Below are 16,397 nucleotides of genomic sequence, written 5' to 3'. Positions count from 1 at the left end.
AGGCCGCACATCCACGCCTGGTAACGCGTCAGACCCTGCTGGTCCTGCTCTTTCGACCGAGCACGACGAAGAGCAGAAAGCCCGCGGCAGCGAGGACGACTCCGGCGACCAGGAAGGGAATCGGGGTGTACTCGTCCGTGCAGGACTGGCCGCCGGCCACGGTACGGCAGACGTTTCCGGGACCACCGCGGTTCAGGTAGGCGATATAGAAGAGCGGCACGGCAAGACCGGCCGACAGACCGACCACCGCGTTCCTCGGCCCCTTCCACAGCAGGACAGCCGCGCCCACCGCGGCCGGAACCAGCAGCGCGATCCCCACCGTCAGGATGGCGGCCAGTCCGACAGCTGCGCACGCACCCAACACCAGCCAGCCCGCGAACCAGGCCCAGCCGACCGCGGGCCCCGCTCCCCGCGCGATGACGTCCTGACGCACCATGCTGCAGCTCCCCCCTGAGACCGCGACACCGGACACCGGCCGGCCCACGTCATCTCCCAGCATCGCAGGTCCACGGCGAGGCGTCCGGTCCCGGCAGGACGTCAACACGACGATCAACGACCGACGGACCGCCGTCCTCGCCCACGCCCGCTCCGACCACGACGGACAGGCGGGCACCGGGCTGACCGAAGACGCTCACTGTGCGATGCTCGACACGTGACGTCACGGGAACAGTCGCCCGGGCAGGGGGCCGCATCGGATTCCTCGGCCTTGGCGAAGGTGGTCGCGCGGCAGCGGGCCGAGATCGTCGACCTGCAGCGGGTCGCCGCGCTGATGCCGGTGCTGGAGCGCGCCAAGGGCGCGGTCATGGTGCAGGAGGGGTGTTCCGCGCACGAGGCCTACGAAACGCTCCTCGAGCGCAGCGGCACCGCCGGCCGGACACTCGTCGAGGAATGCTGGCTGACGCTGGGGGCCATCCGCCCGGCCCGCAGACGCCGCCGGCGCCGCCGCGAGAGCGGCCGGGGCGGATCGGTGTTCTCCTCCGCCCAGTACCTGGTGCCGACGGAGTCGACCCCGCCGACGGCCACCCCGGGCACGGACCACGAGGCGACCCTGCTGCTGGGCAGACTGGGCCTGGGGCTGGCGAGCGTGGCGGACCGCCATGATCTCGCCCGCTGCCTGCTGGAGCACCTCTCCCACGGCGTCGAGGTCGGCGCCGTACTGATCTACGTCGGAACCGATGACGGCGTCCGGCTGACCGGGCATGCGGGCATCGACAGCGTGGAAGCCGTCCGATGGCACCGCCTCACCGTCGGCGGCCACTCCCACGGCCACGACCCGCTGCGCACCCACCGGCCACTGTGGTCGGAGGGACCCGAGGCGCCCGAGGCTTACGCGGTCCCCGAGGAGACCCTGCCCCGGTGGCCTTCGCGCGCCTGGCTGCCGGTGGACACCGGCGGGGAGGTCGAGGAGGTCGTCACGGTCCTGCGCAGCACCGACCGGACCTTCACACCCACCGAGCGGGAACTGCTGGTGGGCGCGGTGCAACTGTGCGCCGGACGGATGGCGACCCTGGACTCGGGCGTGCCGCGCCGGAAGCCGTCCGTGGAGAGCGTGCAGCAGATCTTCGACGCCCTGCCGGGATCGGTGATCCTGCTCGCCCCGCTGTCCGCGCCCGACGGCACGGTGGAGGACTTCCGCATCGAGGCCGCGGCGCCCGACTCGGTGGACGTCGCCGGCCGCACCGGCCGCCAGCTGATCGGCCTGCGGGTGCTGGAGTGCTATCCCACGTTCGCCGGCACGCAGATGTGGAAGGGCTACCTGGACGTACTGGCCACGGGCAGACCGTTCGCCAGCGAGCCGTTCACCTACGAGGAGGTGGTGGCCGGCATCCCACAGCACTCCAGTTTCTCCTTGCGGGTGGCCCGGCTCGGGGAGTACCTCGTCGTCTCCTGGATCCGGCACGACATCGCGGCCCGGCAGGAACAGCGCCTGGCCGCCCTGCAACGCCTGGGCAACCTCGGATGGGCCGACTGGAACCTCGTCACCGACACCATCACCTGGTCACCGCACGTGTTCACGATCTTCGACCGGGACCGGAGCCTCGGCCCCATGCGGCTGGAGCAACTGCCCGAATGCGTCCTGCCGGAGGACCTGCCCGAACTCACCAAGGCCGCCCAGCAACTGCTGAGCGACGGCACCGCCATCGACCAGCCCTTCCGCATCACGACCCGAACCGGGGTACGTCACCTCCGCATCGTCGCCGAAGCGATCGTCGACGCCGACGGCACACCGCTGGAGGTCCATGGCTTCTTCCAGGACCTGTCCGGTCAACGCGACGCGGAACTCGCCCTGCTCAGCAGCGAGCGCGCCGTTTCCACCCAACGGGGCCTGCTCCATGCCGAACGCAAGGTGGCCGCCCGCCTGCAACAGGCCCTGCTGCCTCTGCCCACCGGCCCCGTCACGCTCGCCGGACTGTGGACCAACGCCTTCTACCATCCCGCGGAACGGGGCATCAGCGTCGGCGGCGACTGGTACAGCGCCATCGAACTGCCCGACGGTGACGCGCTCTTCGTGATCGGTGACGTCATGGGGCACGGCATCAACGCCGTCGCGACCATGGCTCAACTGCGCTTCACGGCAAAGGGCATGATCATCACCGGTTCGAGTCTGACCGACGCGCTCACGCGGCTGAACGCTCTGCTGATGCACATCCACGCACCCGGCGAGCGCCACACCACCGCGACCATGATCGTGGCGCGCTACCACCCCGCCGACCACACCCTCACCTGGGCACAGGCCGGACACCTGCCCCCCGTCCTGGTCCGCGACGGCGCGGCCCACACCGTCGAGCGCCCCACCGGCATCCTGCTGGGCGCCACCCCGACCCCGCGGTTCACCGAGGCCGCCCTCCGGCTGCGGGAGGGCGATCATCTGCTGCTGTTCACCGACGGCCTGATCGAGCACCCCGGTCAGGACCTGCTGACGGGCCTGGACGCCCTGGCCGGCACTTCCGCGACCCTACTGACCACAAGCCCGGACAGCCTGAGCCGTCTGCACGCGTCCATGGCACGCCCCGACCATCGCGACGATGTCTGCGCCCTCCACATCAGCCTGCCGCCGGCATCGCCGGAGGAGTGACAGGATCGGCGCTCTCACCAGCCGGTCATGCGCCCACGCCGTGGGCGAGGAGGCTCTCGGCGGTCTCCGTGATGGTGTCCTCGATGGGACGCGCCCGCCATCCCAGAAGCCGCTCGGCCTTGGCACTCGTGGCGTCGAGATCCCGCCCGAGCTGGTGCCTGAGCAGTCGCAGCTCCGGGTTCAGGAGGCCCAGGCCACGGGTGAGCCATACGGGCAGTTCGCGGGTGGGTGCCTTCGCGGCGCGTTCCCCCAGGCGGTCACGGAGTATGCGCGCCATCTCGACGACGCTCAGGCTGTGCCCGGCGATGGCGAGGAAGCGCTCACCGGCGGCCGCCGGATCGGTCATCGCCCGCAGATGCAGGTCCGCGACGTCGCGCACGTCGACGTAACCCATCGCGAAGGGAGGGCACGCGGGCACCCTGCCTTCGAGCATTCTGCGCACCAGACGCAGCGAGGGCGGGTCGTCCGGGCCGAGCAGCGGTCCGAGGACGCCCACGGGATGGACCGCCGCCAGTTCCAGACCGCCGCCTTCGTCTTCGACGAACTGCCAGGCGGCGCGCTCCGCGAGCGTCTTGGACCGCTGGTAGGGCGGGATGTCGGCGTCGACGTCGGTCCAGTCCTCCTCGGTGAACGGCGTCGAGCGCCTCGGGTGGCCGATCCCGACGGCACCGAAGGCACTCGTCAGGACGACCCGGCGCACGCCGGCGTCGCGGGCGGCGCGCAGAACCCGTATGACGCCCTCCCGTGCCGGGGCCACCAACTCGTCGTCGTTCGCCGGTGTGTGACGCAGGGTCGGCGAGGCGACGTGCAGGACGAACTCACAGCCGGCGACGGCATCGTCCCAGCCGTCGGGGTGTTCGAGATCGGCGCGTACGACGGTGAGCCGGTCGTCGTCGAACTGCGCGGCCGCGTGGAGCCACGAGCGCAGTGCGGGTTCCCGGCGCAGGTCGCGGACAGTGGTGCGGACGGTGTGACCGGCGTCGAGGAGGGACAGGATGCACCAACTCCCGATGAATCCGGTGCCTCCGGTGACCAGTACCTGTTTCATGTGTCTCCTGGCTGCGGGCTCGGAGCGGACGATGGGATTCACCTGAGGGCCATTCCGGGGACGCGCTGCCGGATGGCCTCCATCTCGGCCTCGTCCGAGACGCCCTGCCAGTCGTACCGGGGGGTGTACGGGGCCTCCAGTGCCCACACCTCGTCCTCGGTGAGTTCGACTTCGAGGGAGGCCACGGCCTCGTCGATCTGCCGGATCGAACCGGCACCGACCAGGGGCGCGGTGACGACCTCCTGGCGGCGCAGCCAGGCGAGTGAGATCTGGGCGCGGCCGACGCCGTGTTCCTTAGCGACCTGCCCGACGGCGTCGACACTCGCGCGGTTGGACGCCTCCTGCTCAGGTGCGTAGAGCAGGTCCGCGTACGCGCCGTCCGTGGGGATTGCGGCGCAACGAAGGGAGCTTCGGAGCGTTCTTCGTGGTGCACAGGACGATCTGCGAACCGTTCCACGTGAACGCGATCGGGATGTTCCGGGGCGTCCCGTCCTTGGCGACGTAGGCCAGGCGGGTCACGTCACGAGCCAGCAGTTCCTGGCTGGTCGGGCGGCTCAGGATCTCGGTGATCTGCTGCTGCTCCATGGTCCACACTCCCGTGGTCGGTGCCAATCGCACCCCTGGGACGGAGCGGGCCGGGCGTTCTCGACATCCACCGCGAGGAATCTTCCGCCCACGCCCGCGCCCACTCTCGCGCCCGCCCACGACGACGGGCCGGGACATCCCCGCGGGGAGTCCCGGCCCGTGCGCAGACCTGCGGCTACGGTCGGTTGAGGACGATCGAGTTGATCGGCGTCAGGTTGACGAGCTTGAAGTAGTTCATATCGATGGTGATGCCGCAGTCGACGCCGTTGTAGCCGGTGCACAGGTCGGCGGTGGCGTTGGCGCCGCCGTACTGGTTGTTGAGTACGTAGTGGTTGCCGAACTGGTTGCTCAGATTGTGGGCGCCGTAGCTGTAGTAGACGTTCGTCGGCGTGCTCGAGTGGATGTCCGCGTCCCGGGGGTAGATGCAGACCGCCCCGCCCGGACAGTTGAAGACGGTCCTGTCGCTCGCGTGCGCCGAGCTCGTGCCGATGGCCGCCACGGCGGCCGTGGCGACGGCGAGCGCGGCGGCGCCCCTGGTGATCCTGCGCATGGTGATGTCCCTCCGTCCGCGGCCGACCCTGGTCGGCCGTCATCACGACCAGGCCGGCTGACGGGCCGCGACCTGCTGTCATCGCAGCAACCCTGCGACCCGCCTGCCGCCGGGTCCATGAATTCGATCCTGTTCAAAGCGACGCGGCGGCCCGGCAGGCACTTATGCAGGTGAGAGGCGGACCGTGGGCAGATTCGGTGTGGTGTGCAAGCACTGGTCGGAAGTTGAGAGACTGGCGGGCATGGACATCGCTCGCAGGAACAACGTCACCGTCACGGGCAACCCCGACGGGCCGACGGTCGTACTGGCCCACGGGTTCGGCTGCGACCAGAACATGTGGCGGTTGACGGTTCCCGCGCTGGCCCGGGATCACCGGGTCGTGCTGTTCGACTACGTCGGCTCGGGCCGTTCGGAGCTGTCCGCCTTCTCCCCGGACCGGTACGCCTCGCTGCACGGCTACGCCCAGGACGCCGCGGAGGTGTGTGAGTCACTCGACCTGCGTAACGCGGTGTTCGTCGGGCACTCGGTCAGCGCGATGATCGGCGTGCTGGCCGCCGACATGGCTCCCGAGCGGATCGGCGCACTCGTGATGGTCGCCCCGTCCCCGCGCTACATCGACGACGACGGCTACCGAGGCGGGTTCAGTGCACAGGACATCGAGGAGTTGCTGCAGTCTCTGGAGTCCAATTATCTCGGCTGGTCGGCCGTGATGGCCCCGGTGATCATGGGTAATCCGGAACATCCCGAACTCGGCGAGGAGCTGAGGAACAGCTTCTGCGCCACCGATCCGGACATGGCGCGCGTCTTCGCCCGCACCACGTTCCTGTCCGACTCCCGCGACGACCTGAAGAAGGTGCGGGTGCCCACGCTGGTGCTGGAGTGCAGCCAGGACGCCATCGCACCCCGGGAGGTCGGAGCCTTCGTCCATGCCGCGGTCCCCGGCTCGACGCTGGTCACACTCGATGCCACCGGGCACTGCCCGCACCTCTCGGCGCCCGAGGCCACCAATCACGCGCTACTGGAGTTCCTGGCGGCCCTGCGATGATGTGCCGCTCCGGACACCAACCGGACCCTTCCGATCCCCGCGACTCCCAGGATTCCGACGACGAAGTGACGGCGAACGCGGCGTTCGCCGCACTGCTGGAGGACAGCGCCGAGGAACTGTACGAATCCGCGCCGTGCGGCTATCTGTCCACGCTGATGGACGGCACCATCGCGAAGATCAACGCTACCTTGCTGGACTGGCTCGGCATGGCTCGTGAAGCGGTGGTGGGCCGAATGCGGTTCACGGACCTGCTGACTGTGGGCGGCAAGCTGTACCACGAGACGCACTTCGCGCCACTGCTGCAGATGCAGGGCGCGATCAACGGCATCGCCCTGGAGCTGAGAGACGCCGCGGGCGGCCGAATACCGGTCCTCACCTCCTCGGTCGTCAAGTACGGCAGCATGGGCAAGCCGCTCCTGATCCGCACCACACTTTTCGACGCCCGGGACCGCCGCGCCTACGAGGAGGAGCTTCTGCGCCGCCGTACGGCCGCCGAAGAGGCCCGCAGGCAGGCGGAGGCCGACCGCGCCCGGCTGCAGGACGCCCTCGCCGTTCTCCAGCGGTCGCTGCTGCCCGACATCCTCCCGCTCATCCCGGGCCTGGACACGGCCGCGTACTACCACACCGCCTCGCCCGACCAGCTCGGCGGCGACTTCTACGACGTCTTCCCGGTGGACGGCAAACGCTTCGCCTTCTTCCTCGGCGACGTGTGCGGCAAGGGCCCCCAGGCCGCCGCGCTCACCTCGCTGACCCGCTACACCCTGCGGGCCGCCGCCCTGCACGAGCCCGACCCCGAGTCCGCCCTGACCACGCTGAACAAGGTGCTGCACGAGCGGTACGCGGCCGGTGGCGACCCGCGGTACTGCACCGCCGTCTTCGGCATCCTCGAAATCGACGAGACCACGGGGCAGGTCTTCGTACAGCTGGCCTCGGGCGGCCATCCGCCCGTGCTCGTCCTGCGCGCCGACGGCACGGCCGAGTACCTGCCGACCCCGGGCGGTCTCCTCGTCGGCGTCCTTCCCGAGGCCCCCTTCAGCACGGCCACCACCACGCTCTGCCCCGGTGACACCCTCCTGCTCTACACCGACGGTCTGACCGAAGCCCGTACCGGCGCCGACCGCTCCAGCCTCTACGGCGAAGACGCCCTGCTCAGCTTCGCCACCCGCCACGCCGGAGCCACCGCACCCGACCTCGTCCAGGCCCTGACCGCGTTGCTCGACGGTTTCGGCGACGGACTGGACGACGACACCGCCCTGCTCGCCCTCGGTGTGCCCGCCCGCCCCGCCACCCTCCCGACGAGAAGAAGCCACTCATGAACCCGCTGAAGATATCCGTCCGAGACGCCGGCACCGGTCCCGTTTGGGAGATCAACGGCGCGCTCGACTACACCACCGCCCCCGAACTGCGCGAACAGCTGACCACGCTCACCCTCCGGCCGGGCCAGCGCCTCGTCCTGGACCTGGCGGGCATGGACTTCTGCGACTCCAGCGGCATCACCGCCCTCATCACCGCGCACAACCACACCCTCGCCGCGCAAGCGGACCTGGCACTCGCCGCGGTTCCCCCGAACACGGTGCGCGTCCTGCGCATGGTCGGCCTCGACCAGGTCATCCCCCTCTATCCCGGCACCGACGCCGCCACCCGGCAATGAACGACAAGGGCGGTCGCGGCGCTTCTTGCTCGGGAGACGGACTCCTCACCGCACGGCCATCGCCGCCTGCCACGCGCCCGGTCGCACGCCTGTCGCCTTCGTGAAGAACACCGAGAAGTTGGACGCGTCGGGGAAGCCGAGGGCGTGGGCGCAGCGGGCCGCGGTGAGGCGGTCGTGCGCGAGGAGTCTTTTGGCTTCGAGGACGATCCGGTCGACGATGTACGCCTTCGCCGTGCGGCCGGTGACCTGCTGCACCGCTCGTGAGAGGGTGCGGGGCGCGTATCCGAGGGCGCGTGCGTAGTAGCCGGCGTCGTGGTGTTGCCGGAAGTGCGCTTCCACGCCGGCCCGGAACATCTGGAACAACGGCTGTGTGAACCGTGCTTCGGTGTGCGGTGGCCTGAGCCGGGCGATGAGTGCGGACAGAAGGATCTCGGGCAGCTCCGTCGAGAGCTCCGCCGGTGGTGCGGATGCCTCCAGGAGGAGATGGCCGCGCGCGGCGTCGACGAACGGCCAGTCGGCATCGGGGACGCGCCAGTGTGCGGCCAGGTCCGGAGAGGCGACGAGCTGCCGGGTGGCGGGGGTGACCGGCGCGGTCGGCACGAACAGCACGAGGTGCCCCGCCACGCCGGCGATGTCGTCCCACCGGTGGACCGCTCCGGGAGGGACCCACACCGCCGACCGCTCCTCCAGCGGGTGCTGGAGAAAGTCCACTGTCACGAAGCCCTGCCCACTGTCGACGACGGCGAGGACATGGAAGTCGGCACGTTGCGTGCCGCCGTCGTTGAGCTCGCGAAGGCGGTCGAACGTCATCGTCTCGACCGTGGCGGCAGGACGCCCTCGGGGCCTGTAGGTCATCTGCCGGATCACGGTCATGTGTCCAGTTTCCACCATCGCTCGTCCAGTCACTCCGATGCCCGGCCCCGGCGGAGAAGTTTCAATGAACACACAGGCCAACCGCACCCTGCAGACCGACTGCGAGATCTGAGAGAGCCACGATGAACACGACGCAGCAGACATCACTGCCCACTTACGACCACCGGCCGGGGGCCGGACCGACGCTGGTGTTCCTGCACTACTGGGGTGGTTCCGCCCGCACCTGGGACCTCGTCGTCGACCGCCTTCCGGGCCGGGACGTGCTCACGGTCGACTTCCGCGGGTGGAGCCGCTCGAGCGGTATGGCCGGCCCCTACACGCTGCGCCGCCTCGCCGACGACACGCTCGCGGTGATCGCCGACGCCGGCGTCACCGACCATGTCCTGGTCGGGCATTCGATGGGTGGCAAGGTCGCGCAGTTGGTCGCGGCGACCCGGCCCGCGGGCCTGTGTGGCATCGTCCTCGTCGGTTCCGGTCCGGCGAAGCCCGCCGCACAGATCACTCCCGAGTACCGGGAAGCCCTGTCGCACGCCTACGACTCCGACGAGTCCGCTGCCGGAGCCCGGGACCACGTCCTCACCGCGACCGAACTGCCCGCGTCCGTAAGGGCACAGATCCTGACCGACTCGCGCGCCGGCGCCGAGGCGGCCCGGACCGAGTGGCCGCTGCGCGGCATCGCGGAGGACATCACCGAGTACACCCGCATGGTCAGCGCCCCCGCCCTCGTCATCGCCGGAGAGAACGACCGTGTCGAACCCGTCGACGTGCTCCGCGACAACCTGGTGCCCTTCCTCTCCCAGGCCGATTTCACGGTGATCCCGAACACCGGTCACCTGATTCCGCTGGAAGCCCCGGACGGCCTCGTCGCCGCCATCACGGCCTTCACACCCACGACCTGACCCTCCACCATCCCTCGCGGCCTGAAGGCACTGGATGCAATCGGCACCATTGCGCATGCCTTGAGTCCCGTCACCTGGGTACGCAGTCGTGGCGGTGGCCCCGTCGGGCGGGCGACGAAGGGAGCGAGATGGTGCCGGACCGGATTCGACCTGTGCCGTCCGGACGGTTCACTCCCCTGGCACGCGCCCGGTGTGCGAGTGATCGCGCCGTGAGACGTTGACAGACGTAGGCCCGATCTCAGCGGATTCGGGCATGTTTCGCCCGTCGAGGCGCACCCGCCAGTCCTGTGATCCCCCACATGCTTGGCCACGGTCACCGTGGCCGGTCCAGAGCAGAGGAATCGGTACATCGATGAGTCAGCCCAACCCCCTCAAGCGGGCAGCAGAGAAAGTCACCGAAGCCGTACAGGGCGGCGACAACGGACCGGAGGACGGGATCCCCGGGAAGCCGGGCCCCGAGTCCCCGTCGGTGGCCGAGCCGACCGACCCCCGGGAGCCGCTGCCGCCGAAGCCGGACCAGAGCGGGCCCGAGACCATGTCACCGACGGGGCAGCCGACCGGTGACGCCCAGGCGCGCGTGGCCCAGTCAGGGGCGTACCTGACCGACGCCCAGGGCACGCGTCTGTACGACACCGACCACTCCCTCAAGGCGGGGCCGCGCGGGCCGGTCCTGCTGCAGGACCACCATCTGCGCGAGAAGGTCATGCACTTCGACCACGAGCGCATCCCGGAGCGCGTGGTCCACGCCCGCGGCGCCGCGGCACACGGCATCTTCCGCAGCTACGGCACCGCGACGTCCGTGACGAAGGCGGCGTTCCTGGCCAAGGACGTGGAGACACCGGTCTTCGTACGGTTCTCCACGGTGCTGGGGTCCCGGGGCTCGGCCGACACCGTGCGGGACACGCGGGGTTTCGCGACGAAGTTCTACACCGACGAGGGCGTCTTCGACCTGGTCGGCAACAACATGCCCGTCTTCTTCATCCAGGACGCCATCAAGTTCCCGGACGTCATCCACGCCGGCAAGCCGCATCCGGACCGGGAGATCCCGCAGGCGCAGAGCGCGCACGACACCTTCTGGGACTTCGTCACCCTGCACACCGAGGCCGCCCACCACACCCTGTGGAACATGTCCGACCGGGGCATCCCGCGCTCGTACCGGATGATGGAGGGCTTCGGCGTCCACACCTTCCGGCTGGTGGCCGCCGACGGCGCCACGACGCTGGTGAAGTTCCATTGGAAGCCGAAGCTGGGTGTGCACTCCCTGGTCTGGGAGGAGGCGCAGATCGCGGGCGGCGTCGATCCGGACTTCCACCGCCGTGACCTCGCCGACGCCATCGAGGCCGGCGCCTACCCCGAGTGGGAACTGGGCATCCAGACCTTCCCCGACACCCCGGAGCAGACCTTCGAGGGCATCGACCTGCTGGATCCGACGAACCTGGTGCCCGAGGAACTCGCCCCCGTGCAGCCGGTCGGGCTGCTGACGCTCAACCGCAACCCGTCGAACTACTTCGCCGAGACCGAGCAGGTCGCCTTCCACGTCGGCCACCTCGTCCCGGGCATCGACATCACCGACGACCCGCTGCTCGCCGGGCGGCTGTTCTCCTACCTGGACACCCAGATCACCCGTCTGGGCGGCCCCAACTTCCCGCAGCTGCCGATCAACCGTCCGCACTCCCCCGTCAACGACATGCTGCGCGACGGCATGCACCAGACGGCCGTGCACCGGGGCGTGGCACCGTACCGTCCCAACTCCCTCGACGGGGGCTGCCCGTTCACGGCGGGCGCGGACGCGGGCGCGTTCGTCGAGGCTCCCGTGCGCGTGCCGGAGGCGACGAAGGTGCGCGAGGCCCCCGAGTCGTTCGCCGACCACTTCAGCCAGCCCCGCCGGTTCTGGCTGAGCATGAGCCCGGTGGAGCGCGAGCACATCGTCGCGGCCTACACCTTCGAGCTCAACAAGTGCTACGAGCAGGCGGTCAAGGAGCGTGCGCTGCAGGTTCTGGCCAACATCGACCCCGAGTTGTGCGCGGGCGTCGCGGAGGGCCTCGGCCTGCCGGCGCCGAAGGCGAGCGTGCCGCTGGCCGAGGTCGAGCCGAGCCCGGCGCTCTCCCAGGTCGGCCACACCTGGCCGGCTGACGGCCGTATCGTCGGCATCGTGACCGGTCCGGACGGGGACCTGGATGCCGTACAGGCCGTACGGGAGGCGATCCTCGGCGCCGGGATGGTTCCTCTGGTCGTCGCGCCCAAGGGCGGCATCCTGGGCTCGGGCGACGCCGCGGTGACGGTCCAGCGGACGTACGCCACCGCACGGTCCGTCGAGTTCGACGCCCTGCTGGTGGCCGGACTGCCCGGCGTCGGCGGTGACGCGCTCGGCGCCCGTGACGTGAAGGCCCGGCCGTCGGGCGCGGCCGTCGCGGCGGCCGATCCCCGGGTCGGTCTGCTGCTGTCGGAGGCGTTCCGGCACGGCAAGGCGATCGGTGTCTGGGCCGGCGGCGAGAACGCCCTCGACGCGGCCGGGGTGCCCGCTGACGCGCCGGGAGTCGTGGTCGCCGGCAGCGGGACGGCCACGCTGGAGCAGGTGCGGGAACTGATGGGATCCCACCGCGTGTGGGAACGCTTCATCGCCGCTTGACCGGTGTCCACCGGGGCCGGGCGGGAGCGCCTCTCCCGCGACCGCCCGCCCCGGTGGTCTCCACCGTCCGTATGAGGGCTCAGGCCGTGTGCTGGTACGACGGGTAGGTCAGGTAACCCGCGTCGCCGCCCTGGTAGTACGTGGCTTCGTCGACCGGGGCGATCGGGACGCCGGTGCGCAGGCGCTCGACGAGGTCGGGGTTGGCGATGAACGCCCGGCCGAAGCTGATGAGTTCGGCGCCCAGCTCCAGCCAGCGGTCGGCGTCGGTACGGCCGGTCTGCTTGGGGCCCATGGGAAGCACCGGGTTGACGATGAGGGTGCCCGGCCAGGTGCGGCGCAGGCCGAGCAGTACGTCGTCGTCCGCGGTGGCCTCCAGGTGGACGTAGGCCAGCTCCAGCCGGGCGAGTTGGGTCAGCAGCGCGTTGTAGAGCTCGGGTACGTCGCTCTCCTCGACCCCCAGAACGTTCCGCCCGGCGAGAGGCGGATGCCCGTCCGGGCCCCGCCGATGGCGTCGACGGTGGCGGACACGGCCTCGACGGCGAAGCGGATCCGGTTGGTGACCGAGCCGCCGTAGCGGTCCGTGCGCAGGTTGGCGTTGGAGGAGAGGAACTGCGAGATCAAGTAGCCGTTGGCGCCGTGCAGTTCCACTCCGTCGAAGCCCGCGTCGACCGCGCGCAGGGCCGCCTCGGCGAACGACCGTGCCTGCTCGGGCACTTCGGCGGTGTCCAGGGCACGGGGCACCGGCGCGGGCTGCGGACCGGTCGGGGTGAACACGTCCCCGACGGCGGCCACGGCAGAGGGTGCGACCGGCTGCGATCCGGTCGTTTCCGGGTGCGAGACGCGGCCGCCGTGCATGATCTGGGCGAAGATCCGTCCGCCGTTGGTGTGCACGGCGTCGGTCACCGGGCGCCAGGCGGCGACCTGTTCGTCGGTGTGCAGTCCCGGCGTTCCCGGATTCGACTGGCCGAGCAGACTCGGCTGCACGCCCTCACTCACGATCAGTCCGGCCGTCGCCCGCTGGGCGTAGTACGTCGCCATCGACGCCGTGGCCAGCCCGCCGGCGGCGGCACGGACTCGGGTCATCGGGGCCATCACCACGCGGTTGGGCAGGGTCAGGTTTCCGAACCGGTAACTGTCGAAAAGGGTCGTCACTTCATGACTCCATCAAGGTCCGCCGTGCCCGGATCTCGGGCACGGCGGTTACGCTAAAACCTCACATGGATGTCAGGGGCAAGGCCGTGTGACTCAGGTCACAGTCGGGAGGTCGACAGTGCGCATCGGCGAACTCGCGTCAAGGACAGGGGTCAGCGTCAGGTCCCTGCGCTACTACGAGGAGCAGGGGCTGCTTCACAGCTCGCGCAGTGTCAGCGGTCAGCGGCACTACACCGAGGAGGAGGTCGACAGGGTCGCCTTCCTCCAACGGCTGTACGCGGCGGGCCTGTCCAGCCGCACCATCGCCGAACTGCTGCCGTGCGTCGACCTGCCCAGCGAGGAGCATTCCGACGCCGCGCTGGAGCGGATGGCGCAGGAACGCGACCGGCTCTCCGAGCACATCGCCGACCTCCTCCGCACGCGGGACTCGCTCGACGAGCTGATCACCAAGGCCCGGCGGCACCGCGAGACCCTGCGCCCCGCCATGGCCGAGTGACCGTCCCCGCACGGCGACATGTGCGCCCCTGACACCTAGGCCCAACATTCCCTGAAATTGGTTGGGTTAGGACCTCCGATGCGGGGCAAGCGCGTGATGAGAGGTCGCGGCACCCCCCCCCGCCGCAGACCCTCGCAGCGGCGGTTCTTGCGGTACACGGTACGAGAGGCTCCCCCACCTCGACTCCTCCGCAAGGACCGCCGCTCTGGTGACAGCCGGACGCGAACCCTCCGATCGCCGCGTCGCGCGTTCTTCCCCGGTGACTGTCAGTCATGCGTCGTGGGGCATTCGAGAGACAAACCGCACACCCCCGCAGAAATCCGCCACCTCGGGGTAACCGGTAGCGAGTAGGAGCCACGAGACCGACTGTTGCTGTTTGACAATAATGGTCGTGAGGCAACAAAGTGACCGTGGCGGAAGTACGCGGGGAAGGACCTGGAATGCTCCGGTGGACGGAGACCACTCCGTGTGCTGGTCACCCTTGTCGCGAGGTGATGAAGACACCTGGGACGCGAGTGGTGGCTCAGGCGATCGCTCAGGCGGTCTGGCTGCGCGGATCGGAAGCGTCGTCGTGTATCTGCGCCGCCGCCGCGTCGCAGAACGCCTCCAGCCCTTCGAGCAGGGCGATCCGCTTGGCGGTGGGCATATCCGCCAGGACCGACCGCAACTCCCTCTCCCTGCGGGCACGCAGGTCGGCGAGGAACGCGCGTCCCCGGCTGCTGAGGTGCAGCCGCACCTCACGCCGGTCCTCCGCGCTCACCACCCGCTCGACGAATCCGGCGGCCACGAGCCGGTCGCACAGCCGGCTGGTGGACGGCGGGGTCGAGGCGAGGGACTCGGCGAGCGAGCGCAGGTTGATGCCGTCATGGTGCTCAAGGATGTGCAGCACGCGCAGCTGCGACGCGGAGGTGGGTGCGGTCGAGGCCCGGCCCCACACCACTTCCAGCAGCTCGGCGGCCGTGGTGGTCACACGCGCGACCTCATCGGGCTCGGTGCGGCGGCGGAAGGCAGTCACGATCACACTCTCGCAGGCACTGGGGTGCCTGTCAGCGTACTAGGCCCGACCGCGGGCCACAGCTCACCAGGGCGATCGATGCGGCTCCCACAGGGGCGACGCCGCGCGTGCCCGGGGAAAGATAGGTGCATTTTCCATCATGAAGAGATTCGTAGCCGTTGAGCGCGCCCTGCGCACAGCGGCTCCCCACGCACTGCTGGACGCCGTCCGCGCCGTACTGATCGAGCAGTACGGCGCCCAGGACGTCGAGCTGTTCATGGCCGACTACAGCCTGACCGTGCTGCAGCCGGTGTCGGTCCTGCCGCACACCCTGGAACCGGTGCCCGTGCACGGCAGCCCGACCGGCCGGGCCTTCGGCTCGCAGGCGCCGTACCACGAGCAGCTGCGGGACGGGCGGGTGCGTCTGCATCTGCCGGTCAGCGTCCGCGGCGACCGGCTCGGCGTACTGTCGGTGACCCTGCTCGAGAGCGACGCGACGCCCGAGTGGGAGTCCGAGCTGGCCGAGGTCGCGAACGTACTGGGCTACCAGGTCATCGTCGCCGAGCGCGACACCGACGTGTACCTCCAGGCCCGCCGCAAGGACCGGCTGACGCTGGCCGCCGAGATGCAGTGGCAGCTCCTGCCCGGCCGCTCCTGCTCGCGCCCCGAGTACGACCTCGGCGCCCAACTGGAGCCCGCCTACGCGATCTTCGGCGACAACTTCGACTGGTCCAGCACGGTGGACCATCTGATGCTGTACGTCACCAACGGGATGGGAGAGGGCATAGAGGCGTCCTTGCTGACGAACCTCGCCATCAACGCTCTGCGCAACGCCCGGCGGGCCGGTCTCTCCCTCGCCGACCAGGCGGCCCTCGCCGACCAGGCCGTCTACGCCCACTACCAGGGGCGCTGCTATCTGTCCGTTTTGATGTTCGACTTCGATCTGGCCAGCGGTCGCGCGCGCGTCGTGGACGCGGGCTCCCCTCAGCTGCTGAGGCTGCGCGCCGGCACGGTGGAACGCGTCACCTTCGACGCGCAGCTGCCGCTCGGCATGTTCGAAGAGACCGACTACGTGGCGCAGGACTTCGGCGTCGAGCCCGGAGACCGGCTCGTGTTCGTCAGCGACGGTGTCCACGCCGTCGCCGACCCCAAGGGAGAGCCCTACGGAGAGGCCGCCCTGGCGCGAGCCATTCAGGCCACCCGTCTGCTGCCCGCCGCCGAGGTGCCGCGCGCCATCCTGCGCGAGCTGACCGGCCACCGCGGGGCGGCCCTGGCCAAGGACGACGCGCTGGTCGTGTGCCTGGACTGGCGCGGCCGGACACCGGAACGGTGACCGGCGGCCCTGCCGACGGGCGGCGAGCGATTGTTGGTCCACGACACTTCCTCGCGCTAATGTTTG

15 protein-coding genes and 1 pseudogene are annotated in these 16,397 nt (G+C 70.1%); 8 read left to right on the top strand and 8 right to left on the bottom strand.

All coding sequences use genetic code 11. The features are described 5' to 3' along the window. Positions 1-28 precede the first annotated feature (28 nt). A complete protein-coding gene (locus FBY22_RS15450; RefSeq protein WP_142145987.1) occupies positions 29-436 on the bottom strand; it encodes a hypothetical protein in 408 nt (135 codons plus the stop codon). 279 nt (positions 437-715) lie between these two features. On the opposite strand from FBY22_RS15450, the gene FBY22_RS15445 reads away from it, so the two are divergent. Continuing rightward, complete coding sequence (locus FBY22_RS15445; RefSeq protein WP_142147683.1) at positions 716-3,076, top strand: SpoIIE family protein phosphatase; 2,361 nt, start codon at positions 716-718, stop codon at positions 3,074-3,076. Between the two features lie 25 nt (positions 3,077-3,101). On the opposite strand, the gene FBY22_RS15440 is transcribed toward FBY22_RS15445, so the two are convergent. The 4 genes from FBY22_RS15440 to FBY22_RS15425 form a co-directional block, all read right to left on the bottom strand. Next, positions 3,102-4,124, bottom strand: coding sequence for an aldehyde reductase (locus tag FBY22_RS15440; protein WP_142145985.1), 1,023 nt, complete (start codon positions 4,122-4,124; stop codon positions 3,102-3,104). Between the two features lie 38 nt (positions 4,125-4,162). After that, positions 4,163-4,486 carry an aldo/keto reductase gene (locus tag FBY22_RS45935; RefSeq protein WP_399211467.1) on the bottom strand — a complete coding sequence of 108 codons (324 nt, stop codon included), beginning with the start codon at positions 4,484-4,486 and terminating at the stop codon, positions 4,163-4,165. Continuing rightward, positions 4,470-4,709 carry a hypothetical protein gene (locus FBY22_RS15430; RefSeq protein ID WP_260844854.1) on the bottom strand — a complete coding sequence of 80 codons (240 nt, stop codon included), beginning with the start codon at positions 4,707-4,709 and terminating at the stop codon, positions 4,470-4,472. Before FBY22_RS15430 ends, FBY22_RS45935 begins: the two co-directional genes overlap by 17 nt. 175 nt (positions 4,710-4,884) lie before the next feature. Next, positions 4,885-5,259 carry a hypothetical protein gene (locus FBY22_RS15425; protein ID WP_142145983.1) on the bottom strand — a complete coding sequence of 125 codons (375 nt, stop codon included), beginning with the start codon at positions 5,257-5,259 and terminating at the stop codon, positions 4,885-4,887. Positions 5,260-5,500: 241 nt separating this feature from the next. Here FBY22_RS15425 and FBY22_RS15420 point away from each other — a divergent pair, with 241 nt between their 5' ends. From FBY22_RS15420 to FBY22_RS15410, 3 genes are read left to right on the top strand one after another with little or no spacing between them, the layout of a single operon-like run. Next, positions 5,501-6,304, top strand: a complete 804-nt coding sequence (locus FBY22_RS15420) for an alpha/beta fold hydrolase (RefSeq protein WP_142145981.1) — start codon at positions 5,501-5,503, stop codon at positions 6,302-6,304. Then, positions 6,304-7,620 (top strand): PP2C family protein-serine/threonine phosphatase, encoded by a 1,317-nt coding sequence (locus FBY22_RS15415; protein ID WP_142147682.1) that lies wholly within the window; start codon positions 6,304-6,306, stop codon positions 7,618-7,620. The genes FBY22_RS15420 and FBY22_RS15415 overlap by 1 nt, the downstream gene beginning before the upstream one ends. Then, positions 7,617-7,955 carry an STAS domain-containing protein gene (locus FBY22_RS15410; protein WP_142145979.1) on the top strand — a complete coding sequence of 113 codons (339 nt, stop codon included), beginning with the start codon at positions 7,617-7,619 and terminating at the stop codon, positions 7,953-7,955. Before FBY22_RS15415 ends, FBY22_RS15410 begins: the two co-directional genes overlap by 4 nt. Before the next feature lie 45 nt (positions 7,956-8,000). On the opposite strand, the gene FBY22_RS15405 is transcribed toward FBY22_RS15410, so the two are convergent. After that, positions 8,001-8,828 carry an AraC family transcriptional regulator gene (locus tag FBY22_RS15405; protein WP_142145977.1) on the bottom strand — a complete coding sequence of 276 codons (828 nt, stop codon included), beginning with the start codon at positions 8,826-8,828 and terminating at the stop codon, positions 8,001-8,003. A 122-nt stretch (positions 8,829-8,950) separates the two neighbouring features. On the opposite strand from FBY22_RS15405, the gene FBY22_RS15400 reads away from it, so the two are divergent. Both FBY22_RS15400 and FBY22_RS15395 read left to right on the top strand, forming a co-directional pair. After that, complete coding sequence (locus tag FBY22_RS15400; protein WP_142145975.1) at positions 8,951-9,727, top strand: alpha/beta fold hydrolase; 777 nt, start codon at positions 8,951-8,953, stop codon at positions 9,725-9,727. 352 nt (positions 9,728-10,079) lie between these two features. Further along, positions 10,080-12,356 (top strand): catalase, encoded by a 2,277-nt coding sequence (locus FBY22_RS15395; protein WP_142145973.1) that lies wholly within the window; start codon positions 10,080-10,082, stop codon positions 12,354-12,356. Between the two features lie 79 nt (positions 12,357-12,435). On the opposite strand, the pseudogene FBY22_RS15390 reads toward FBY22_RS15395, so the two are convergent. Beyond that, a pseudogene (locus tag FBY22_RS15390) lies at positions 12,436-13,508 on the bottom strand (alkene reductase). A gap of 118 nt (positions 13,509-13,626) precedes the next feature. Here FBY22_RS15390 and FBY22_RS15385 point away from each other — a divergent pair. Further along, the gene (locus tag FBY22_RS15385) at positions 13,627-14,004 is read left to right on the top strand and encodes a MerR family transcriptional regulator (RefSeq protein WP_142145971.1); all 378 of its coding nucleotides are present in this window, start codon (positions 13,627-13,629) and stop codon (positions 14,002-14,004) included. A 535-nt stretch (positions 14,005-14,539) separates the two neighbouring features. On the opposite strand, the gene FBY22_RS15380 is transcribed toward FBY22_RS15385, so the two are convergent. Beyond that, positions 14,540-14,974: a MarR family transcriptional regulator gene (locus tag FBY22_RS15380; RefSeq protein WP_142147680.1), complete on the bottom strand. Its 435-nt coding sequence runs from the start codon at positions 14,972-14,974 to the stop codon at positions 14,540-14,542. Between the two features lie 184 nt (positions 14,975-15,158). On the opposite strand from FBY22_RS15380, the gene FBY22_RS15375 reads away from it, so the two are divergent. Then, positions 15,159-16,331, top strand: coding sequence for a PP2C family protein-serine/threonine phosphatase (locus FBY22_RS15375; RefSeq protein WP_142145969.1), 1,173 nt, complete (start codon positions 15,159-15,161; stop codon positions 16,329-16,331). Positions 16,332-16,397: the final 66 nt, after the last annotated feature.

The organism is Streptomyces sp. SLBN-31, assembly GCF_006715395.1.
GTDB lineage: Bacteria > Actinomycetota > Actinomycetes > Streptomycetales > Streptomycetaceae > Streptomyces.
This window is presented reverse-complemented; position numbering and strand designations above follow the sequence as displayed.